This is a genomic window from Clostridioides sp. ES-S-0048-02 (assembly GCF_020658495.1).
GTDB lineage: Bacteria > Bacillota > Clostridia > Peptostreptococcales > Peptostreptococcaceae > Clostridioides.
On record NZ_JACVWH010000065.1, the window covers coordinates 1 to 516 of the forward strand.

The 516-nt window shown below is 32.6% G+C and carries 1 protein-coding gene; it reads left to right on the forward strand.

Going from position 1 to position 516, the window contains the following annotated elements:
• On the forward strand, window positions 1-516 hold a 516-nt coding region (locus IC173_RS20400; RefSeq protein ID WP_227856209.1), incomplete at both ends, for an N-acetylmuramoyl-L-alanine amidase.

Consider the following 516-nt stretch of genomic DNA (forward strand, 5'->3'; position numbering starts at 1 on the left):
ATTCAGAAAAGAAGGGCATAAGGTGGATGTAATAATATGCCCCGAAAAGCAGTTTAAAACTAAAACAGAGGAAAAGTCGTATAAAATACCTAGAGTTAATAGTGGAGGATATGACTTACTCATAGAACTACATCTAAATGCAAGTGATGGTCAAGGAAAAGGTTCAGAGGTACTATATTATAGCAATAAAGGTTTAGAGTACGCAACTAGAATATGTAAGAAATTAGGCACAGTATTTAAAAATAGAGGAGCTAAATTAGATAAAGGATTATATATTTTAAATAGTTCAAAGCCTACAGCCATATTAATTGAAAGTTTATTTTGCGATAATAAAGAAGATTATGAGAAGGCTAAGAAACTTGGATATGAAGGTATGGCCAAGTTAATTGTAGAAGGTGTATTGAATAAAAATATAAAAAATGAGGGAGCCAAAGAGATGTATAAACACACTATAGTTTATGATGGAGAAGTTGACAAGATACCTGCAACAGTAGTCGGCTGGGGCTATAATGATGG